At 67.5% G+C, this 17,346-nt stretch carries 13 protein-coding genes; 7 read left to right on the forward strand and 6 right to left on the reverse strand.

Annotated features, from left to right (window positions below; translation table 11 throughout):
* From VGI12_22665 to VGI12_22680, 4 genes are all read left to right on the forward strand, one after another.
* A partial coding sequence (locus tag VGI12_22665; GenBank protein HEY2435490.1) for a glycosyltransferase occupies nt 1-1,009 on the forward strand: 1,009 nt, incomplete at its 5' end.
* Nucleotides 1,006-2,232: a glycosyltransferase family 4 protein gene (locus tag VGI12_22670; GenBank protein ID HEY2435491.1), complete on the forward strand. Its 1,227-nt coding sequence runs from the start codon at nt 1,006-1,008 to the stop codon at nt 2,230-2,232. The genes VGI12_22665 and VGI12_22670, both read left to right, overlap by 4 nt.
* Nucleotides 2,229-3,293, forward strand: coding sequence for a glycosyltransferase family 4 protein (locus tag VGI12_22675; GenBank protein HEY2435492.1), 1,065 nt, complete (start codon nt 2,229-2,231; stop codon nt 3,291-3,293). Before VGI12_22670 ends, VGI12_22675 begins: the two co-directional genes overlap by 4 nt.
* A gap of 99 nt (nt 3,294-3,392) precedes the next feature.
* A complete protein-coding gene (locus VGI12_22680; protein ID HEY2435493.1) occupies nt 3,393-4,709 on the forward strand; it encodes a glycosyltransferase family 4 protein in 1,317 nt (438 codons plus the stop codon).
* Between the two features lie 27 nt (nt 4,710-4,736).
* On the opposite strand, the gene VGI12_22685 is transcribed toward VGI12_22680, so the two are convergent.
* From VGI12_22685 to VGI12_22700, 4 genes are all read right to left on the reverse strand, one after another.
* Complete coding sequence (locus tag VGI12_22685; GenBank protein ID HEY2435494.1) at nt 4,737-6,188, reverse strand: sigma-54 dependent transcriptional regulator; 1,452 nt, start codon at nt 6,186-6,188, stop codon at nt 4,737-4,739.
* Nucleotides 6,185-9,106, reverse strand: coding sequence for an ATP-binding protein (locus VGI12_22690; GenBank protein HEY2435495.1), 2,922 nt, complete (start codon nt 9,104-9,106; stop codon nt 6,185-6,187). The genes VGI12_22685 and VGI12_22690 overlap by 4 nt, the downstream gene beginning before the upstream one ends.
* 199 nt (nt 9,107-9,305) lie before the next feature.
* The gene (locus VGI12_22695; protein ID HEY2435496.1) at nt 9,306-11,171 is read right to left on the reverse strand and encodes a TonB-dependent receptor; all 1,866 of its coding nucleotides are present in this window, start codon (nt 11,169-11,171) and stop codon (nt 9,306-9,308) included.
* A gap of 20 nt (nt 11,172-11,191) precedes the next feature.
* On the reverse strand, nt 11,192-12,289 hold the full coding sequence (locus VGI12_22700; protein ID HEY2435497.1) for a hypothetical protein: 1,098 nt from the start codon (nt 12,287-12,289) through the stop codon (nt 11,192-11,194).
* Between the two features lie 117 nt (nt 12,290-12,406).
* Here VGI12_22700 and glgC point away from each other — a divergent pair, with 117 nt between their 5' ends.
* The 3 genes from glgC (at nt 12,407) to gpmA (ending at nt 15,940) form a co-directional block, all read left to right on the forward strand.
* A complete protein-coding gene (gene glgC, locus VGI12_22705; protein ID HEY2435498.1) occupies nt 12,407-13,669 on the forward strand; it encodes a glucose-1-phosphate adenylyltransferase in 1,263 nt (420 codons plus the stop codon).
* 161 nt (nt 13,670-13,830) lie between these two features.
* Nucleotides 13,831-15,138 (forward strand): phosphopyruvate hydratase, encoded by a 1,308-nt coding sequence (eno, locus tag VGI12_22710; protein ID HEY2435499.1) that lies wholly within the window; start codon nt 13,831-13,833, stop codon nt 15,136-15,138.
* A 52-nt stretch (nt 15,139-15,190) separates the two neighbouring features.
* Complete coding sequence (gpmA, locus tag VGI12_22715; GenBank protein ID HEY2435500.1) at nt 15,191-15,940, forward strand: 2,3-diphosphoglycerate-dependent phosphoglycerate mutase; 750 nt, start codon at nt 15,191-15,193, stop codon at nt 15,938-15,940.
* Here the strand turns inward: gpmA and VGI12_22720 are convergent.
* Nucleotides 15,937-16,911: a PHP-associated domain-containing protein gene (locus VGI12_22720; protein ID HEY2435501.1), complete on the reverse strand. Its 975-nt coding sequence runs from the start codon at nt 16,909-16,911 to the stop codon at nt 15,937-15,939. The two genes, gpmA and VGI12_22720, sit on opposite strands and share 4 nt — an antisense overlap.
* Before the next feature lie 69 nt (nt 16,912-16,980).
* Nucleotides 16,981-17,304, reverse strand: coding sequence for a hypothetical protein (locus VGI12_22725; GenBank protein HEY2435502.1), 324 nt, complete (start codon nt 17,302-17,304; stop codon nt 16,981-16,983).
* Between the last annotated feature and the right edge of the window lie 42 nt (nt 17,305-17,346).

Consider the following 17,346-nt stretch of genomic DNA (forward strand, 5'->3'; position numbering starts at 1 on the left):
CGACTACGTCGAGCAGCACGCCGCCGGCTACGATTTCGTGCTCCTCTTCAGCGCGCGCTATCACCACGCCTGGCACCTGGCGCGCCGTATCCCGGCCAAGGCGGTGATCGTGCCGACCGCCGAGCGGGATCCAACGGTCGCGCTCTCGATCTTCGGCCCCGTTTTCCGCGGCGTGCGCGCGTTGATGTACAACTCGCCCGAGGAACGGGCGATGATCAACGCCGTTTCGAACAACGCCGCCGTGCCGGGCGTGGTCGTCGGGGTCGGCTCCGACGTGCCGGAACGGACCGACGCCGCGCGCTTCCGCCGCGCCTACCGCCTGAACCGCCCCTTCGCGATCTACATCGGCCGCATCGACGAGAACAAGGGGTGCACGGAGCTCTTCTCGCACTTTCAGCGCTACGCCGCGACCTTCCCGCGCGGCCTGGATCTCGTGCTGATCGGCAGCGCGATTCTCGACGTGCCGCGGCACCCGCGGATCCACCATCTCGGGTTTCTCGACGATCGAGACAAGTTCGACGCGCTGGCCGCGTCCGATCTGCTGATCATGCCCTCGTACTTCGAAAGCCTGTCGATGGTCGCGCTCGAAGCGTGGGCGCTCGGCAAGCCGGTGCTCGCCAACGGCCGCTGCGACGTGCTCAAAGGGCAGTGCATCCGCAGCAACGCCGGCCTCTACTACGAGAGCTACGAGGAATTCGTCGAGGCCCTCTACTCGCTCGAGTCGAACGGACCGCTGAACGCGCGCCTCGGGCAGAACGGCCGTGAGTTCTTCCGCTCTCACTACGCATGGCCGATCATCGAGCGGAAATACCTGGAGATGTTCGAGCGGCTGCAGCGGGACGCGGGCCGCGCCGCGATGGAGCCCGTTCCGGGATTCTTCTCGCGCCGCCGTCGGGAGATTCCGCCTGCCCGGGACCTGCTCCGTGAGATCCCGGCCGGACCCGCACTCGAGGCATCGCTGCCGTCGGAGAGCGGGCGTCGCACATCGGACTCGAGGCGGTCGGCGTGAGCCCGTGCGTCCATCAGGTGCTCGCCACGCTCGGCTACGGCGACGCCATCGGCCACGAGGTGCTCGGCATCCAGCGCGTGCTGCGCGGCGCCGGCTACTCGTCGGAGATTTTCGTCGAGACAGCCGACCGCCGCCTCGAGGAGCTGACCACCGACTATCGCGAGATGGTCGGCCGCGTGTCGGCCGACGACGTGCTGATCCATCACTTCTCGATTGGCTCGCGCGCCTCGCGAACCGCCTACGCGCTGCCAGGTCGGATGGCGCTCGTCTACCACAACATCACCCCGCCCGAGTACTTCCTCGGCGTGCACAAGGACCTGGTGAAGCTGTGCTTCCGCGGCCGGCGCGAGCTGACCGCCTACGTGTCGCGCTGCGAGCTGGCGCTCGGCGACTCCGAGTACAACCGCCAGGAGCTCGAAGCGCTCGGCTTCGCCCGAACCGGCGTGCTGCCGGTGGTGCCGGGGTTCGCGCACCTCGAGCGCCCCCCGAACACCATGACCGCCGACCGCTTCGACGACGGCTGGACGAATGTGATGTTCGTGGGCCGCGTGATCCCGAACAAGAAGTTCGAGGACGTGATCAGCGCGTTTCACGTCTATCGGACGAAGTACAATCCGCGCGCGCGGCTGCTGCTGGTCGGCTCCCACAGCGGCTTCGAGCGCTACCTGGCGATGCTGAACGGGCTGGTGGCGCGTCTGGGCACGCCTGACGTCCACTTCCTCGGCCACGTGTCGAACGAGGAGCTGACGGCACTCTACGACGTCGCCGACCTCTTCCTGTGCGCCAGCGAGCACGAGGGCTTCTGCGTGCCGCTGATCGAGGCCTTCTACAAGCAGGTGCCGGTCCTCGCCTACGCCGCCACCGCCGTACCGGCGACCATGGACGGCGGCGGCGTGCTCTACGACCTGAAGGATCCGTTCGAAGTCGCGCGGCTGATGTCGGCGGTGCTCGACGACGCCAGTCTCGAAGACGCCATCGTCGCCAGCCAGGACGCCGCGCTGGCGCGCCTGCTGGCCAGGGATTTCGACGGCACGCTCCTGCGTTTCGTCGACGACGTGATCGCCACGCCGCCGCGGCCGGCGCCGGACGTGCCGTACGACTTCTGGCCGATGTTCGACCAGGCGGACCGCCTGGAGGAGCTCCGCCAGTTCCGCCCGGCGATCTACCGCGCGCTGCCTGCGGAGGACGCGGGCCGGAAGGCGGAGGGGGGTACACCCTCGTGAAGATCCACCAGTGGGTACCGGCCGCGCATCGCGGCGACGCCATCGGCGACAGCGCCCGCCAGGTGCGCGATCTGCTGCGCGCGATGGGGCACGACTCGGAAATCTTCGCGCTGACGATCGACGACGACATGCGCACCGAGGCGCGGCCGTTCGCCGATCCTGGCGCCAGGCGTGGGGACGTCACCATCTTCCACTTCGCACTGCCCTCGCCGATGACCGAGGCGTTTGCCGGGCTGCGCGGTGTCAAGGTGCTGCAGTACCACAACATCACGCCGGCGGCGTTCTTCGCGGCCTACGACCCGGGATTGTTCCGGCTGGCGGCGCTCGGCCGCCGCGAGCTCGCCACGCTCGCCGGCCGCGTCGACGTCGCGCTCGGCGATTCCGAGTTCAACCGGCAGGAGCTCGAGGCGCTCGGATTCACGCGGACCGGGGTCATGCCGATCGCCGTCAATCTCGAGCGGCTGGTCGGGGCACCGCCGCGTCCGGCGTTGGAGACGATTCTCGCCGACGGCCTGATCAACATCCTCTTCGTCGGCCGCATCGTCCCCAACAAGCGGATCGAAGATCACATCCGACTGGCGGAGATCTACAAGCGCTACGTCGACGCCTATTACCGCTTCATCTTCGTCGGCCGCTACGACGGCATCCCGGCGTACTACGATCAGATCCGCGCGCTGCTCGCGCAGTACGAGGACCTGCCGGATCGGTTCTGGTTCACCGGGCCGGTGCCCGACGAGGATCTGGCGGCGTTCTATCGCTGGGCCGACGTCTACGTATCGCTCAGCGAGCACGAAGGGTTCTGCGTGCCACTCGTCGAAGCGATGGCGGCCGACGTGCCGATCGTCGCCTACGCGGCCGGCGCGGTGCCGGAAACGCTGGGCGGCGCCGGGATGCTGTTCGCGCCGAAGGACCTCGAGGTCGCGGCCGAACTCGTGGGCAGCGTCGTGTACGATCGCGGCGTGCGCCAGGGAGTGATCGAGGGACAGCGTCGCCGCGTCCGTGACTTCGCGCCGGCGAAGACCGCGGCGCGGCTGGCGCAAATTCTGGAAAACCTCGTGTGAGCGAGCCACGCGAGCGAACCGCGGGAGCGGAGCGGGACACGGCGTCCCCGCGAGCGACCGCGTAGGAGGGTCCGGCGGGGCGAAGCCCCCCGGCTGAGCATGAGAATCGCCTTTGTCGTGCAACGCTACGGTACCGAGATCCTCGGCGGATCCGAGTATCACTGCCGGCTGATCGCCGAGCGGCTGGCCGTCCGCCATCAGGTCGACGTCCTGACCACCTGCGCGCAGGACTACATCACCTGGAAGAACGAATACCCGGAAGGGGCGGATCGGGTGCGCGGCGTGACGGTGCGCCGCTTCGCCAACGCGCGGACGCGCGACCTCGAGTCGTTCAACCGCTACTCCGAGTGGATCTTCAACAACGCGCACACGCGCGACGACGAGATGGAGTGGCTCAAGCAGCAGGGGCCGTGGTGCCCGGCGCTGGTGGACTACGTCGAACGTCACCACCAGCAGTACGACGTGCTGATTTTCATGACTTATCTCTACGCGCCGACCGTGCTCGGCGTGCGCGTGGCTCCCCACAAGAGCATCCTCGTGCCGACCGCGCACGACGAGCCGGCGATCCATCTCGGAATCTACCGGGAGATGTTCAGCGCTCCGGCGGGCATCGCCTACAACACCGACGTCGAGCGGCGTTTCCTGACGACCCACTTCTCGATTCGCGCGGTCGAGGAGGAAACGGTTGGCTGCGGCGTCGATCTGATTGGGAAGGAACCGAAGGAAGCGAAGGACACCAAGGAACCGAAGGAGCCGAAGGAGCAGGAGCCGAAGGAGCCGAAGGAATCGAAGGAGCTTGACGAGGACGACGAGCCGATACCGGACGACGAGCAGCCGCCGAGCTATCGGCCGCACCTGGCCGGGCGTGGCGTGTTGTTCAAGCGCCGTCATCGGCTGCACGGGCCGATGGCGCTCTACGGCGGTCGCATCGATCCTGGCAAGGGCTGCGAGGAGCTGATCGAGTACTTCAGCGCGTACGTGCAGGATGGCGGCGACGCGTCACTCGTGCTGATGGGCGTGAAGCTGATGCCGCTGCCGGAAGAGCGATTCCTGCACTTCGCCGGCCGGCTTCCCGACAACGAGCGCCTGCAGGCGCTCGAAGCCGCGACGGTGGTCGTCGTCCCGTCGCCGTACGAGAGCCTGTCGCTGCTCGCGCTCGAAGCCTTTGCCGTGGGCACGCCGATCCTGGCCAACGCGCGCAGCGAGGTGCTCGTCGACCACTGCCAGAAGTCGAACGCCGGCCTGTACTATGCCGATCGGGACGAGTTCGTGGAAGCGCTGAAGATGCTGGTGGCCGATCCCAGGCTGCGCGCCGCCATGGGGCGCCAGGGACGCGCCTACGTCCAGCGCAATTACCGGTGGGACGTGATCATCTCGAAATACGAGCGGATGTTCGCGAAGTTGCGAGGACGATAGGCCACCGCCACTGACGCTGCAGAGAGGTCAGAGATCGTCGGCGCCGACGATCTCGGGCTGCGGATCGGGCTCGTCGGTCCGTGCGCCGGCCTTCTTGCGGCGCGGCCGGATGTCGTGCCGCTTGATCATCTCGTTGAGCGTCGTCGGTTTGATCTGCAGGAGCTCGGCAGCGCGCTTCTGGACGCCGCCGGCGGCCTCGAGCGCCGACTCGATCAGGTTGCGCTGGAACGACGTCTCGGCGTCGCGATAGGAGATGCCTTCCGGCGGCACCACGAACTGCGGCATCTGGAAGCGACGGCCGTTGCGGACGTTATCCGGAATCAGGTCGGCGTCGATGCGCGTCCCGGAGCTGAGCACGGAGGCCCGCTCGATCACGTTCTCGAGCTCGCGCACGTTGCCCGGCCAGTCGTAGTCGAAGAGCAGATCGAGCGCCTCGGCGGTCAGCTCGAGGTTCGGCTTGTTGTTCTCCTTGCCGTACTTCTCGATGAAATGCTGCACCAGCAGCGCGATGTCGTCCTTGCGCTCGCGCAGCGGCGGCAGCTGCACGGTGATCACGTGCAGACGGTAGAAGAGGTCCTCCCGGAACTTCCCGTCCTCCATCATCTTCTTCAGATCGACGTTGGTGGCGGCGATGATCCGCACGTCGACCTTGATGGTCTCGACGCCGCCGAGCCGCATGAACTCGCGCTCCTGGATCACGCGCAGCAGCTTGGCCTGCGTCTCGATCGGAATGTTGCCGATCTCGTCGAAGAAAATCGTCCCCTTGTCGGCGAGCTCGAACAGCCCCTTCTTGGGGTAGACGGCGCCGGTGAACGCGCCTTTGACGTGGCCGAACAGGTTGGATTCCAGCAAATCGGGGGGCAGGCTGCCCGAGTTGACGGTGATGAAGGCGCGATCGGAGCGCGCCGAGTTCTGGTGCAGCGAACGCGCCACCAGTTCCTTGCCGGTGCCGCTCTCGCCGTTGATCAGGATCGTGGTGCGGCTGGGCGCCGCCTGGATGATCAGGTCGAAGACCTGCCGCATCCGGCCGCTCTTGCCGATGATCTCGCCGAAGTGGTTGGCGTGCGCCTGCAGGTTCTGGCGCAGCGCGCGGTTCTCGGCGACCAGCCGGTGCTGCGCCAGGGCGTTGCGCAGCACGGCGAGCACTTCGTCGTTCTTGAACGGCTTGCTGATGTAGTCGAAGGCGCCGCGCTTCATCGCGGCGATCGCGTTTTCCACCGAGGCAAATGCGGTGATCATGAGCACCGGCAGGTCCTCGTCGATCTTCTTCAGCTCGTCGAGCACCCGCACGCCGTTCATGCCGGGCAGCATCACGTCGACGATCGCCGCGTCGAGCGGCCCTCGGCGGGCGAGCTCCAGACCGTCCTCCGCGGTCGCGGCGAGGCGGACCTGATAACCCTCGCGGGTCAGCAGCGCCTCGAGAATCTCCCGCATGATCTCCTCGTCGTCGACGACGAGGACGGTGGCGCGCTCACTCATCGAATTTGACCCGCGGCGAGTGCCTGCGGCACGGCCTCGGCCAGCGGCAGCTGGATGGAGAAGCGCGTGCCCTGCCCGACCTGGCTCTCGCAGCTGATCGTGCCGCCGTGCTCCTGGACGATCCCGTAGGTGATCGACAGGCCGAGACCGGTCCCCTGCCCGATCGCCTTGGTGGTGAAGAACGGATCGTAGATGCGCGACAGCTGTTCGGCCGGAATACCCGACCCGGTGTCGGCGATCTCGATCAGGGCGGCGCCGTGCTGCTGCCGCGTCACGATGGTCAGCCAGCCTCCCTTGGGCATCGCATCACGTGCGTTCAGGAAGAGGTTGAGAAAGACCTGCTGCAGCTTGTGCTCGATTCCCTGCACGACCGGCGCGGTCGAAGCCAGCTCCTTGCGCACCTGGATGCTGCCGTTCCTGAGCTGGTGCTCGAGCAGAGACAGCACGTCGTTGATGACGCCGTTGACGTCGCACGGACCGCTGTCGACCTGCGCCGGCCGCGCCAGGTTCAGCAGGCCGTTGACGATCTTCGCGGCGCGGAAGGTCTGCCGCTCGATCTTCTCGAGCACCGCCGTCTTCGGGTCGTCGGGGCTGGCCCCTTCGAGGAGCATCTGGGTGAAGCTCGAGATGCCGGTCAACGGCGTATTGACCTCGTGGGCGACGCCGGCCGCGAGCAGCCCGATCGACGCCATCTTCTCGGAGATCTGCAGCTGCTCTTCGAGCTGGACGCGCGACGAGATGTCTTCGACGACGACGATGGTGCCGGCGACGCCGGCGTGGGAGTCGCGCAGCGGCGTCGTGCCGATGTTCACCAGCAACCGGCGCGCCGGCTGGTGCCGGCTGCGCATCGGGATCTTGTAGTAGGCCGCGCCGTCGGCCGCGCCGCGCAGCAGCGCCACGACGTCGGTGTCGAACAGGTCGCCGAGCGCGCGCCCGACCGCCTGTTCATGCCGGACGCCGTAGAGCTCCTCCATCGGCCGGTTCCAGCGCACCACACGGCCGTTGCGATCGAGCACCGCGAGCCCGTCGTTCAGCGATTCGAGGATGTTCTCGCTGAATTGGCGCATGCGCTCGAGCTCGTCGGCCTTGGTGCGCAACTGGCGGTAGAGGCGGCCGTTCTCCAGCGCGATCGCCGCCTGAGCGGCCACCGCCGAGAGCAGCGACATGTCTTCGCTGCTCAGCGGCTCCCCGCCTTCGCCGCGGCGCGGCTTCGCCGACACCGCCTCCGGCGGCGCCAGCTTCCGGCCCAGCGCCATCACCGCAATCGTCCCTTCCTTCGAGACGCACGGCACGAAGTAGTGGATCCCCGCCTCGCGCCAGTACTCGACCTCGCGCATGTCGATGCGTCGCAGCGGCAGGTTGTCGTCGAGCGAGAGCGTGTGTCCGGCGATCAGCCGCGTCGCCACTTCGGAGTTGCCGCGCAGCGGCGGCACCAGATCGACGAAGCCGGCGTGGGCGATCGTCGTGAAACCGCCGGCGAGCTCGGCGCCGGCGGACACCGGCGCCAGCATCAGCGCGATCCGATCCACCAGCAGCGTTTCCATCACCCTGGTGACCAGCCGCTCGCTGAGCCGCTGCAGATCGAGATCGCTGTTGAGATCGCGCGCGAAGCCGACCAGCGCGCGCCGGTAGTCGTAACGATCGCGATAGTAGGCACGGTCCAGCCCCGCCTGAATCGCGTTCTTCACCGGCCGCGACAACAACACGACGACCAGCGTCGCCAGCAGCGCGATGAGCGGATTGCGCTGATCGGAGTCCTTCAGGAACAGCCGCTCCGCCGTCCACAGCAGCACCCCGTAGATCGCCGCGATCGCCGCCAGCGCCGCCGCGTAGACCAGCGCGCGCTTGATGATCACCTCGACGTCCATCAGCCGGTAGCGGACGATCGCCGAGGCAAAGGCGAGCGGCACCAGCCCGAGCAGCAGCGCCGTGTACTCGAATCCCCGCAGTGGCGGCAGCCCGACCGCGAACGGCAGCGCGTAGCCGAAGGCGAACGGCACCGAGCCGATCGCGCTGCCCCACACGATCCAGCGCAGCTGCCGGCGCGCCGTCACCGAGCGCACGTGCCGGAGCGCGCGCATCATGATCGCCAGACCGGCAATCAGGCAGACGGCCAGGTAGAGCAGTTGACCGCTCTGCACGAGATCGGTCAACCGCGCCAGCATCTCGCCGTGGGTCGCCCCGTTCATCACCGCGAGCACCGATACCGCGCCGAGCGCGAGCGCCGGCAGGTAAAGAAGCGGCATGAACCGCCGCCCGGCGTCGCTGCGCACCCACGCGTCGGGCCGATCCGGGAAGACGAGCGCAAAGTGCACGAACAGCGGCGGCAGCATCAGCGCGGCAGTGAGGTCGCCCCAGTAGAACGTCCAGTCGGGCCCATCGAGCTTGCCCGTGTACGAGAACGCCATCATCCCGAAGAAGGCGACCGTCAGCCAGAAGAAATGCAGCGTCGCCTGATGATCCGGCCGGCGCAGCCGCACCGAGGCACCGACCAGCAGCGAGAACATCCCGACAGCGGCGAGCGCGTAGTAGGGACCGCGCGCCCCCATCGGCACCGGCTGGACCTCGATCGTCGGCTGCTCCCGCGCGTCGGCGCGCGCCACCAGGTAGCGCAGCGGACGTCCGGCTTGACTCCCGTGCAGCACGCCGACGACGTCCTCGACGTCGAGCACCTCTTTGCCCTCGACCGCCAGAAGGATGTCGCCGCGCTGGATGCCGGCCCGCTCGGCGGCCGTTCCGGGCGCAATTTCCGCGGCGACCACGGCGCCGTTGAGCGACCGCCACAGCACGCCGTCCTCGACCTCGGACCACGTCGCGCGCTCGTAGAGATTCAGGGCAGCCAGGCCGAGCAGCGCCGCCACCACCATCATGGTGGAGGTCGACTTGAGCCAGAGTGTGCGCTGCCAGGAGCTGGTCATGTCTACGGGTTGTATCCAGCAGAGCCTAGCAAATCGCATACCCGGCATAGGCCAGGCATTTCACTGGAAACCATTGAATTTGCAGGTGTTTATATCACGAGACCATAACCGCACAACGGTTGAGTCCAATTTTTTGGACACTTGTCCATCGCGTTGGAGTGCGCCAGAGGCACTGGAGCCAGAGAGGGATCCAGGTGAATCAGAACTTGATCAGCACGCCGCCAATGACGCGCTTGGGCGGGTGCGTGACGAGCAGTTCGTCGTAGATCGACGCGGTGTCGGCGGGATCGCGGAACAGATTGCGGAGCCCGACGAGCACTTCCCAGCGCGCCGTGCCGCTGAACGGCATGAACGGCAGCGCCTGATTCACCTGCACGTCGAAGCGGTAGTCGGGGGCGGACCGGGGATCAGTGCCGCCGGCAAAGGCGTTGTTGAGGCGGTAGAGCACGAACAACCGCGTCGAGGTCTGCGGCAGCTCGGTCTCGAGCGACGTCGTCAAGTCGTGAATATCATCGCTCCGCGGCCGGATCGCCGTGGGGGACCAGACGGCGATGGCCGCCATGTCGCCGCGCGACAGCCAGTCGGCGCGCGACAGGCTGTATTCGATCGAACCGCGCACGAGCTGAGTCGGCGCGCTCGCGACCCGGAACGCCCAGCCTTGAGCCGCAAACGATCCGGCGCTGGCGACGAAGTAGTGGCCGGGCGACTCCGGGCCTCCGTCAACCGGCACACCGAAGAGCGTGACGAGCTGATTGTCGACGTTCTCCTGGAAGCGCCGCACGCCAACCACGTAGGCACCGTTGAACTGGTGGTCGAGACCGATGTCGAGCAGACGCGCCCGCTCGACGCGCAGATCCTGCCCCTCGAGCGGAGCGAAGGTCCGCTCGGGCGGCAGCCATGGGCCGACGAGCGACGGCGCGAGGAACTCCTCCGCCCCTGGCGCGAGCATGCGCTGCGCGATGTGCACGTCCAGATGCGTGTGGCTGTCCATCGGCGTCAGCGTCACGCCGACCATGGGACTAATGAGCGAGCGCTGGTGCAGGTAGTCGTAGTGCGCGTAGCGGGCGCTGTAGTCGAGCGCGAGGCTCGGCGAGAGCGTCCAGTGGTCGCCGCCGTAGATCTCGCCGACGGCGTGCGAGTCGTCGGCAGCGCGGCCGAGCCCGACCGGGCGAAGCTCAGGATTCTGATACTGCTGCGTGCTGTACGAGACACCGAAGGCCGAGTCGTGCGCCGTGGCGATGCGTGTGTGGAACGACCCGGCGACGATCCACGCCGCCACGTCCGACTGGCTCATCGAGGCGCGCACGTCCCAGCGCCCGTTCGCCACCGGCGCGCCGATCGAGAGATAGGCGATGCCGCGCGGCGCGAGGTCGCTCACGAAGAACGGCGTGGTCGACGCCTGCGACGAGCTGGTCAGCAGGTTGACCTCACCCGAAAACGGCGTCGTCGTGAAGAAATTGGCGGCTGCGGTGGCGGCGCCGTCGACGGCACGTCCGAAGATCGAACCGGCCTCGGGAATCGGCTGATCCGCGGCGGCGTCGGCGACGGTGACGGGCGAGCCGCTGTCCTTCAGCACGCTGCGCTTGACGTGGCGAAGCCGCCACGCCGTCTCGCTGTGGCTGTCTCCCTCGTCCGCCGTCGTGGTGTCGGTCGCCGGCGTCACCGCGACACCGGCGGTGAGGATCGGGCGAGCGGCCAGCGCATCGGCGTCGGCGCGTCGCATCTGGATGTGGTCGACGTCTGCGGCGAGCGTCCCGACGCGGACGCCCTCGCGGCGCGCGGACACATAGCCGGCATGGTTGACGCGGAGGACGTACTGCCCCGAGGGCAGCGGCTGGATGACGAAGTGGCCGCGCCCGTCGGTGGTGGCCATCGCCGAGGTGACGCCGAGCGCCGAGACCATCGCGCCGACGAGCGGTCCGCCGCGCTCGTCGATGACGACGCCCTGGATGCCGCCGAGCAGCAGGTGGACCTGCTGCATCGAGGGGACTGCCGGTTGGGCAGACGCCGACGTTGCCGTCAATCCGATTGCCGCCGCCGCGAAGAGACCGGTGAGGCGAAACATGAAGCCTCCGGCTGAAAAAACTACGGCGCCACCGTAAAGGTCGTGCTCTGCGTGAGAACCTTGCCGTTCTGCTTGTCGGTGATCTTGATCTCCAGGCGGTAGTTGCCGTCGCCGAAGCTCTGGAGCGGGATCCCCTGCCCGGCCTGGATGCTGCTGCTGCCGCTCGTCGGGTCGAACCCGGGCGGCATCGTGTCGTTGTTGAGCGGCTGCGGCTCGGTGCTGTTGAACCGCTTCTCGCCACCGGCGTCCTGCTTGTAGAACGTGTAGGTCGCCTCGAGGCTGAACTTCTTTTCGGCCGTGACGTTCGCGTTGTAGATCTGGAAGAGCACGATCAGCTCGTCGGACTTCTTGAACTTGCGATCAGACGAGGCTTCGATCTCCGTCTGGCCGAAGGCGTAGGGGTGTTCCGACTGCTGATCGGTCGGCACCGGCGCCGTCAGCTGGTTCACGTGCTGCGCCAGGATGATGCTGCTGGTCATCAGCTCGCCGGTCGAGTAGTTGGGCACCTCGAGGGGCTGCCGGAGCACGCCGAGCTTGCCGCCCGACGCGCGATCGTGCAGCACGACATAGAGGTCGTAGCTCCCGGACGGCACGCCGATCCCCCGCTGGATGCGGAACGGCATTCCCGCGGCCGGCGGCTTGAGCTCCATGAACGTGACGTCTTCGTAGGGGTACGACGGCGCGGCGGGAGCCGGGGCGGCGTTCTTGTCCTTGCTCTTGTCGTTTTTGTCGGGCTTCTTCTTCGAGTCCTTGGCGGCCGCCGGATCCGGGACCGGCGCCGTCGGCGGCGCGGGGGTGGCCATGCCGCGCGGCGCCACCCGGACGTAGAGCGTCACGGGACCGGGCTGCACCTTCGTCGGGTCGATCGTGAGCGTCAGCGGCACCCAGATCCGCCCCTGCATCGCTTTCAGGAAATCGGTCTGGACCTGAATCGGGATGTCGGAAGACGCCGGCGGCGTCGCCATGGCGGCGTCGGCCGCCTGCATCACGGTCGAGATTTCCTGGTTCTGCGCCTGTTGCTGGGACGTGGCGGCGTCCGGCTTCTGGTCCCCCTTCTTCTGGGCGAACACCAGCGTTCCGCAGACGAGCGACAACGCGACGGCGAATCCGGCCCGCACCAACCCACCCCTCCGACACGCCAACAGCATCATGACTCCTTGCCCGCTCGATCATATGCCGGTCCCACCGAAAGTCAAAGCCCGGGAGGGGGCAAAAGACGCTAGAATCGGCGATCTGTGCTTGACGATGTCGTAACCATGGTGCTGGCGGGAGGCGTGGGGGAACGCCTCTATCCCCTGACCCGTGAACGGGCCAAGCCGGCCGTCTATTTCGGGGGGCCCTACCGCATCATCGACTTCACCCTCAGCAACTGCCTGAACTCGGGGCTGCGCAAGATCTTCATCGCGCTGCAGTACAAATCGCTGTCGCTCACCCGGCACCTCCGGTTCGGCTGGAGCATCGTGGCGGACGAACTGGGGGAATTCGTCGAGGTGCTCCACCCCCAGAAGCGGGTCGGCGAGCACTGGTATCAGGGGACGGCCGACGCCGTCTACCAGAACCTCTATTCGATCCAGCGCGAAGGGCCGCGCCACCTGATCGTCCTGTCGGGCGATCACGTCTACAAGATGGACTACGCGCGCATGCTGCGCTTCCATCTCGAGCGCGGCGCGGCCGCGACGCTGGCCGTGATCGAAGTGGATGCCGCCGACGCCAACCGCTTCGGCATCCTGCAGGTCGACGGCGAGGACCGGCTGACCGGCTTCCTCGAGAAGCCGACCGACCTGCCGCCCGGACAGCACCTCGCGTCGATGGGCATTTACATCTTCGACATGAACGTGCTCGTACCGGCGCTCGAAGACGACGCGCGCAACGCGACGAGCCACGACTTCGGCAAGGACATCATCCCGGGGCTGATCGCAAACGGGCCGGTCTACGCCTACCGCTTCTACGACGAAAACAAGAAGGCCTCGAAATACTGGCGCGACATCGGCACGCTCGACGCCTACTACGAAGCCAACATGGACTTGTGCCACGTCAATCCGGAGTTCAATCTCTACGACCCGGAGTGGCCGGTGCGGACGCACCAGGTGCAGGCGCCGCCGGCGAAATTCGTGTTCGCCGACAGCGGCCGGCGGGTCGGCGAGGCGCTCGACTCGCTGATCTCAGCCGGCTGCATCATCTCGGGCAGCACCATCCGCGGCAGCGTGCTCTGCCCCAACGTCCGCGTCCACAGCTTCTGCACGCTGGAAGACAGCATCCTGATGCCGGGCGTCCGCGTCGGCCGCCACGCCCGCATCCGGCGCGCAATCATCGATCGCGACGTCTTCATCCCGCGCGGCGCGTCGATCGGGTTCAACGAGGACGAAGACCGACGCCGCCACACCGTCACCGACCGCGGCATCGTGGTGGTGACGAAAGAGGACGAGCCGTTCCTGTCGCCGATCGGCGACGAGGCCCTCAAGAACGAAGCCGAATTCGACGGCAGGGGCGGGTCGTAACCCAGACGGCTCACGCCGCGCCGGGCCTCGAGGCCCGGCCTGCCTCGAGACCATCGCGAAGCCGTCACGTCGCAGAAGAATCGCCGTCCGGAGGACTGAAGCCGGCCCCTTCCAGGTCCGGTCTCGGTGAATCCGCCATAATGAAACGACACGAGGAGCGCATGCAGATTACCGGCGTGAAGGGCAGGGAGATTCTCGACTCGCGTGGCAATCCGACGATCGAAGTGGATGTCACGCTCGATGGTAAGGTCACCGGGCGCGCGGCGGTGCCGTCGGGCGCGTCCACCGGCGTGCGCGAAGCGCTGGAACTGCGCGACGGCGACCAGCGGCGCTACCTCGGCAAGGGCGTGACCAAGGCGGTCGCGCACGTGAACGGCGAAATCGCCGCCGCGATCACGGGGACGGCGGCAGCCCAGCGCGCGACCGACGAGCGGATGATCGCGCTCGACGGTACCCCCAACAAGGGGCGTCTGGGCGCCAACGCCATCCTCGGCGTCTCGATGGCGGTGGCCCGCGCCAACGCGGTCGCCGCCGGCCAGCCGCTCTACGCGCATCTCGCCTCGCTCTACGAGAAGAATCCCGCGGCGCCGGCGACGCTGCTGCCGGTGCCGATGATGAACATCCTCAACGGCGGGGCCCACGCCGACAGCAGCGTCGACATCCAGGAATTCATGGTCATGCCGGTCGGCGCCGCCTCGTTCGCCGAGGGTCTGCGGATGGGCGCCGAGATCTTCCACACGCTGCGCGGCATCCTCAAGAAGAAGGGCTACGCGACCGGCGTCGGCGACGAAGGCGGCTTCGCGCCCAGCCTGAAGTCGAACCGCGAGGCGATTGACGTCGTGCTCGAGGCGGTCGCGCAGGCGGGCTACACGGCGGGCGGCAACGTCTACATGGCGCTCGACGTGGCCGCCAGCGAGCTCTGGGTCGAAGCGGACCGGAAATACGAATTCAAGAAGTCGGGCGAGCCGTCGCGCACCGCCGACGAGATGGTCACGATGTACGAGGACTGGGTGCGCCAGTACCCGATCGTCTCGATCGAGGACGGCCTCGGCGAGGGCGACTGGGACGGCTGGAAGGCGATCACCACCGCGCTCGGCGGCAAGGTGCAGATCGTCGGCGACGATCTCTTCGTCACCAACCCCGAGATTCTTGCCCGCGGCATCAAGGAGTCGGTCGCCAACTCGATTCTGGTGAAGCTGAATCAAATCGGGTCGGTCACCGAGACGCTCGACGCCGTGGCGATGGCGCGCGACGCGCACTACACCAGCGTCATCTCGCACCGGTCCGGCGAGACCGAAGATACGACGATCGCCGACCTCGCCGTTGCGACGAGCGCCGGCCAGATCAAGACGGGCTCGGCCAGCCGTACCGATCGCGTCGCCAAATACAACCAACTGCTGCGGATCGAAGAACAGCTCGGCGCCGCCGCCCGCTACGCCGGCAAGGCCGCCCTGAAACAGCTCGCGTAACGCACATTTCCCCATTTCCCCATTTCCACATTTCCACATTTCCACATCCCCCATGTTCAAGGTCGTCTTGCTCCGCCACGGCGAAAGCCTCTGGAACCAGGAAAACCGCTTCACCGGCTGGAAGGACGTCGACCTGTCGGAGAAGGGCCGCGCGGAAGCGCACGAGGCCGGCCGGCTGATGAAGGAGGCCGGCTTCGCCTTCGACCTCGCGTTCACCTCGATGCTGCGCCGCGCCATCAAAACGCTGGACATCGCGCTCGACGGCATGGACCTGCTGTGGATCCCGGTGACCAAGCACTGGCGGCTGAACGAGCGCCACTACGGCGCGCTGCAGGGCCTGAACAAGGCGGAGACGGCGGCGAAGCACGGCGAGGACCAGGTGAAGATCTGGCGCCGCAGCTACGACATCCCGCCGCCGCCGCTGACGCCGGACGACGACCGCTGGAGCGGACGCGATCCTCGCTATGCGAACCTGACACCATCGGAGATTCCGGCGTCGGAATCGCTCAAGGACACCGTCGCGCGATTCCTGCCCTACTGGCACGAGACGATCGCGCCGGCGATCCAGGGCGGCCGCCGCGTGGTGATCGCCGCGCACGGCAACAGCCTGCGGGCGCTCGTGAAATACCTCGACCAGATCGGCGAACAGGCGATCGTCGAGCTGAACATTCCGACCGGCATCCCGCTCGTCTACGAACTGGACGACAAGCTGAAGCCGATCCGGCACTATTACCTGGGCGATCCGGAAGCGGCCGCGAAAGCGGCGGCGGCGGTCGCGGCACAGAGCGCCGCAAGAACCTAGGACTGGGGCCGGGGCGCCGGGGAAACGGGCCGCGGGCCTGGCCGCTCTGACGGCAGCCCCGTCTGCTCGCGGCCGAGCGTGGCCGCGATCGCGGCGACGACACGCCGCTCCTCGACCTTTCCCCTCACGGCGATCACCGCGGGAAGGAACTGCGCCGGCGGCGACGCGACGACGCACGCCGCGCACATCAGCCGGTGCCAGCCGTAGTGATCGCGCGGGCCGTATCCGAAGATGCTCGCCGCGTAGCGCGCGACCACCCCGTAGGCATCGGCGGCGACCGTGCCCGACCAGCCGTGGTCGCCGCCCGCGCGGCCGGCGCCGGCGCGCAGGCTGGCGAGGAACTCCGCCGCCGTCGTGCCCGGAGCCTCCGTCCACGTCCGGCCGATGCGCCGCAGCGTGTGAGCGTCGCTGCCGGCCGTCACCGCCGGCGCCGCCCCTCCGAGCCTGCTCCACAGCTCCGCCACGAGCGTGTTGTGGCCGCGCAGCATCGTCCCGTTGCGCACTTCCACCGCCGGCGCCATCGCCAGCAGCCGCAGATAGTCGTCGAGCGGAACCTGGTGCCGGAAGAAGAAGAACGGATGGTTCAGCGCGAAGAACGTGCCGCTGGCGCGCAGAAAGGCCATCGCTTCGAACACGTCGCCGCGCAACCGCTGAAGCTCGGCGTGAGCCGACTCGCTGGTGCCGTAGACGCCGAGGTGCACCTGAAGGCCGGTGTCGGCCATCCGGCACGAGACTTCCTCCCCGACCAGAAAATCGGTCGCGTCCGGATAGCGCGAGAGAAACTCGAGGCAACCGTCGATCGAGTCGTGGTCGGTGAAGGTGACAATCTGCATGCCGCGAGCCTTGGCGGCGGCATAGGCCGCGAACGGATCGGAATAGCAGTCACGGCTGCGCAGCGCCCGCAGCGTGCCGCTGACGCGCGAATGGCGCGTATGAACATGCAGATCGGCGCGCGCACGTGTCTCGCTCATGACGCAAAACGGCCGCCTGGCAATTCCAAGCGGCCGTTCCTTCGGTTCCTTCGTATCCTTCGCGTCCTTCTATTCGACTTCCTTCTCCTGCGTTTCGTCGGCCGCGATACGCAGCGAGCGAAGGAAACGTCGATCGTTGGCGCTGATCTCGAACTGGCGGCGCTGGACGGGAACGGCGGCCGATTTCTGCGCCACCGCGGGCACCGTCGTGCGGGCGAGCGCGCCCGGGTTGGTCCGGCTCACGAATCCGATGATTGCCTCGAGCGAGAGACGCAGCTCGAAACCCGCCGCGCGCGCCTTTTCGCGGCATGCTTCCACGCGCGCGTCCTCGGCAACCGCGGCAGCAATGGCGTCGGACAGCTCTTTGGCCATTCGGTTCACGACGTCATCCATGCGAGACCTCCTCAACGATGAGTGGCGCCGCCGGAGCTGGGA

This window comes from Vicinamibacterales bacterium (assembly GCA_036496585.1).
Taxonomy (GTDB): Bacteria; Acidobacteriota; Vicinamibacteria; order Vicinamibacterales; family 2-12-FULL-66-21; genus JAICSD01.